Source organism: Actinomadura livida, from assembly GCF_014648675.1.
GTDB classification, from domain to species: domain Bacteria; phylum Actinomycetota; class Actinomycetes; order Streptosporangiales; family Streptosporangiaceae; genus Spirillospora; species Spirillospora livida.
Genome location: NZ_BMRO01000025.1, coordinates 64,592 through 69,083, shown reverse-complemented (window position 1 = coordinate 69,083; position 4,492 = coordinate 64,592). Strand labels below are relative to the sequence as shown.

3 protein-coding genes are annotated in these 4,492 nt (G+C 60.6%); 2 read left to right on the top strand and 1 reads right to left on the bottom strand.

Going from position 1 to position 4,492, the window contains the following annotated elements; genetic code table 11:
- Window positions 1-172: 172 nt before the first annotated feature.
- A complete protein-coding gene (locus IEZ03_RS35975) occupies window positions 173-2,158 on the bottom strand; it encodes an ATP-binding protein (protein WP_184879355.1) in 1,986 nt (661 codons plus the stop codon).
- 994 nt (window positions 2,159-3,152) lie between these two features.
- Between IEZ03_RS35975 and IEZ03_RS35970 the strand changes: the two genes are divergently transcribed.
- Together IEZ03_RS35970 and IEZ03_RS35965 are read left to right on the top strand one after the other, a co-directional pair.
- Window positions 3,153-3,386, top strand: a complete 234-nt coding sequence (locus IEZ03_RS35970; protein ID WP_184879353.1) for a hypothetical protein — start codon at window positions 3,153-3,155, stop codon at window positions 3,384-3,386.
- Window positions 3,387-3,812: 426 nt separating this feature from the next.
- A partial coding sequence (locus IEZ03_RS35965) for an NUDIX hydrolase (RefSeq protein WP_308428022.1) occupies window positions 3,813-4,492 on the top strand: 680 nt, incomplete at its 3' end.

Sequence of the window (4,492 nt, the reverse complement as noted above, 5' to 3'; positions counted from 1 at the left end):
GCGGTGGCCAGCCCGCCGTCCGCCAAGGCCCACGCCCCCTCGCATACCAATAACAAGATCCTTCTCAAACACGCACTCAGATCCCGGGCGATGAGCACACCCAGACGGCCGACAAGGCTCTCATCGGGAAGGAGGCGGAGCGACCACGACCCTCACGCCTTGGCCCGGCTCGTCATCGGGCGGTTTCGGCCTCGGCACCGATGCGAGGGGGCGGCACGGTCGTCGCGGTCAAGATGTCGGGCAGGTATTTGCCGTGTGCGCGTTGCAGGTACTGAATTCCAGTGTCGCTGGTGCTCTGATAGTCGAGAGCTCGGCGGACGAAGTCCAGCCTGTGACGTGCTTCCTGGATCACCTCGGCCCAGGTCACGGCCCGGACCACGAAGTTGTCCCCGTCAACGACGACGCCAGGCTCACGGCCTTTCTGGTTGGCCATCTTCTCGACAGCCGGCTTGAGGGTATCGCCGATGATCCAGAACTCCCACCGGCAGTCGATGCGGGCGAACCGAGAGTCCTCGATGACGGCCGTCGCATAGTTCTGGATCTGGCCGAACTGATCGAGCCCGACATGCACGTTGGGGCGCTTCAGCTCGATCACGATGTGTTCGCGGTGGTTGCGGCGGTGCTCGACCACGCGGCTCAGCATCATATCGACGACAACGCGCCGGCCGGTCTCATCGAGAACCTCGTCGGACTCGGCCTCCGCAGGAGTCAAGTCATCCCGGCCCAAGAGCCCAATATGGTCGCGCAGCGCCGTCTTGAGGGTCACGTCGTCGGCGGTCAGTGCATATTCTTCGCGGAAGACCCAGGTCTCCGAGGCCAGGATGCGGTGGAGCTGGCTACGTTCAAGGAACCGCTTCTTCAACTCTCGGTCGAAGACGATCTCCTCCAGGCCGTTGAGGAAATCCAACCGGTCGGTGATGTGCCGGGCAGCGGTGATGATCGAGCTCAATGACGTGCGCTCGATAAGTTCGGTGAGCTCGGCAAGCCGTTCGGGTGGCAGGTCCAGCACCTCACGCAGCACCTCATGGACGGATCCCGGGCTTTTCTCGATGGCCTCGCGCAGGAGCCGGAGCGACAGTTTCCGGGAGCGCGGATCGGCCGTCTCCACCACCGGCGCCGTGGCCACGGCGACGAGATCGAACAGGTTCCGCTCGGCGCGCTCGATGGTGGTGCGGGGCTCGTCGGCGAACGGGTAGCTGTGCTCGTCCTTCCAGTTCTTGAGCAGGACGCTGCCGCGCTCGTTCGCCCGCTCCTTGAAGTACCGCTTGAGCTCATCCTTCGCGGCGTCGACGATCGATGCCAACGGCTCTCGCCCCATTTCAGCCAGGGCGAGATCAGCGATCGAACCGCGGAACCCGTCCCAGGTGATGTAGGCCGTGAACTCGAACCCAGGCGCCCGAATACCCGGCTGAAGCTGGAAGAGAGACGTCCCCGACTGATCGCATAGATGCAGGGCCCGCTTGACGGGTTGGCTCCACTCGATCACCGTCAAGCCGACCCCGGCCAGTCCCTCGACTTCAAGAACGGCCTCATGGAGGCCGACCTGGAGACGGGTGGGATCGAGGGGTGCCCCCTGCCAGAGGACCTTGACGGGGTACTGGCGAAGGTACAGGGCAAGTGTCGCCGTGAGCTCATCAACTGTCTCGGTGCGTAGCAGGGCCTTCTGGGCGGCGTCCGTGAGATTGGTGATCTCGACCGTCGTGCCCGTGCTCTCATCAGGCGCTGGCGTGGGCTCTCCGACGGAGAACTCACGCAGGGCGCTGCGCCGCCCAGTGATCTCTATCTGCATCCGGTTGTTCTGGACATCGTCCGCGACGCTGGTCCAGCGGACCACTTCGCCCACCCCGTATGCTGCCCACCGCCCCTGACCGCTGCATCCATGGAGCAGGCGGCCACGATCAGTCTGTGTCGTGGTCTTCTTCCACGATCCACCGAGATGGCTGAAGTACCGCTGGACCTGGTGGAGCGTGATGCCCGTGCCGTCGTCGGTGATCGTCACGGATTCGACGCCACCCATCGCGTTGGTGGCCAGGTCGACGCTCACGGTTGAGGCGTCCGCATCCAGGCCATTCCAGATCAGCTCGGCGATCCCCGCGATCGGGGATTTGATCAACCGCTCGAGATGATCCTGCTCAACGCTGACGATCAGTTGCTCCACGTGACGAGTCTGGCACGCGGCCACCGCCACCATCCGGCATTTGACCGCCCGGTCGTCCCTCGATGTGCTCGTTGGGCTGTACAGACACGACTCGGGCCTGCACAGCCAAGCGGCAACGTTCACGCGTCCCCGCCGTCGTGACTGCGATGAGCCGCACCCACCGGCACACCCGAACCTGTACTCTCCCTTCACGGCGAGCGTCCACGCCCCCCCCGGAGGCGGCCGAGCCCTACCTCGACGCCGGACGCGGGCGGACGCTTACCTACCCACCTGCGGCGACACCAAGCGGGCCGCCAACCAGGACGACGCCGCCGACACCCCGCACAAGCAACTCGTCGACCTGGAACTGTTGCCACCACCGCTGCACCCGCTGCACCCGCTGCACCCGCTGCACCCGCTGCACCCGCTGCGAAGATCATCCGCTGCGCCGAAGACCCTGGCCTTGCATAACCTGCCCTGCACAGCGCCGCCACCCACAGATCTGGCTGGAGATCGTCCGAGCTGGGCCTCGGAACTGACTGCCTGGGCCCAGGTCTTGAGGGTGCGGAGTGCGTCCACGGCCATCTCTGCGATGCATAGACCCGCGTCGGCCCAGTGTTCCCAAATACTCCGCCGCCCTGGGCCCCGCCCTGACCGGCCGCCCGGCCCGCATCTGGGAACCCGAACGCCTGCGGAGGCTGGGACCGGCCGCGCAGGGGCCCGTCCTCGGAGCACACTTGACCCCATAACGGCGGAGAGTGATCTTTGCAGCTCAGAGGCGGCTCTAAACGCATGTTTGTAGTGCCTCAAGTACGGCTTGCGCCACGGAGGTCTCATGGTTCAAGCGGGGGGTTCTAGTCATCCGCACCCTAAGCAAACGTGCCTCTGACCTGGTGCGATGGGAGGTTTGAGTCAAGGTGGAACTTTGGCCACCTTCCAACGACACTCGTCTCCATGGAGAATGGAGCGAGATATCTGCCCGCCCTGGAAGCGTCACAAGCGAGGTGTGCTAGCTATGTCCAAAGATTCTCGGCAATTTCAGGAAGGCAAGCGCATCCCGCCTGAAGTATTCACACTCGCAGTGATCCTCATCGTTTTCGGATTGGTTCTGGCGCTGATCCTTGCAGGGTACAATCCGATGGTAGCTACCGCCACTGCTGCGGCATCCAGCGTCACTGCAGCAGAATTAGTGCGCCAAATCCAAAAGCGAATTGACTTTAAGGCGAAGAATGAAAAAGGTAGGAAATGAGCGGGCTATCTGTTTCAATTCTTGGTAGCTTTAGGAAGCACTACACTCAAATCGTGTCGACTGTACAGGCATTCGAAGCGAATGGCATAAATGTCAAATCTCCCTCGATATCCCGAATCATTAACCCTGGCGACCTGTATGTGCGCCTGTCTAGCGATCCTCAATACTATTCAGATTACAAAATCCAAGAAGTCACCCTGACAAAAATTCTATCCTCAGACTTTCTCTACGTCGTAAATCCTGGGGGGTATGTGGGTAGGACAACATGCTATGAGCTAGGACGTGCTCATGAACGTGGCATTCCGACCTACTACTTGGAGCCCATAAAGGACTTGCCAATCAAAATTGGATCGGAACTAATATTTCAGCCGCCAGATCTAGCGCATAGGATGATGGTTCTACACAATATGCGACGGGATTCTTAAGGTGTCTCCACCTAGTAGGCCACGCCGCCCTCGGGTGCTGGCAAATCATACAGCGGATCTTGTCATCCTAACTATTCGCAATGACCAACTAAAAATTCTGCTCGTCGTACGTGGGAGTGAACCGTTTCGAGGTAGGTTGGCGTTGCCAGGAGGTTTCCTGCGGCCCGGCGAAGACCTGGAAAGTACAGCTCGGCGAGAACTCGCCGAGGAAACAGGTCTAGAAGTTGCCGATCTACCCCTGCTGCAACTGCATACTTATTCGTTACCAGATCGGGACCCTCGCGGGCGGGTAATTACGACCGCCTTTCTGGCGATCGCCCCAGATCTGCCAGAGGTTGAGGGTGCGACGGACGCATACAGTGCCGACTGGGTTGAGTTCCATGATTCGCTGCGCGAACAATTAGCGTTCGATCACTGGACGATCGTTTCTAATGCAATGGATAAGGTGATGAGCGAATTGGAGTATACACCTCTGTCGACTTCATTTTGCGCATCGCCTTTCACCATGTCGGAGCTGAGAAGAGTCTTTGAGCTTGTCTGGAAGATAAACTTGGATCCCGGAAATTTTCGCCGTAAAGTCTGTGCAATCAGTGACTTTATAGAGCCAATCGGACAGAAGCGTCGAAGTAGTGACGGGGGTCGCCCACCCGATCTCTATAGACGCGGAAAGGCCACGAGGCT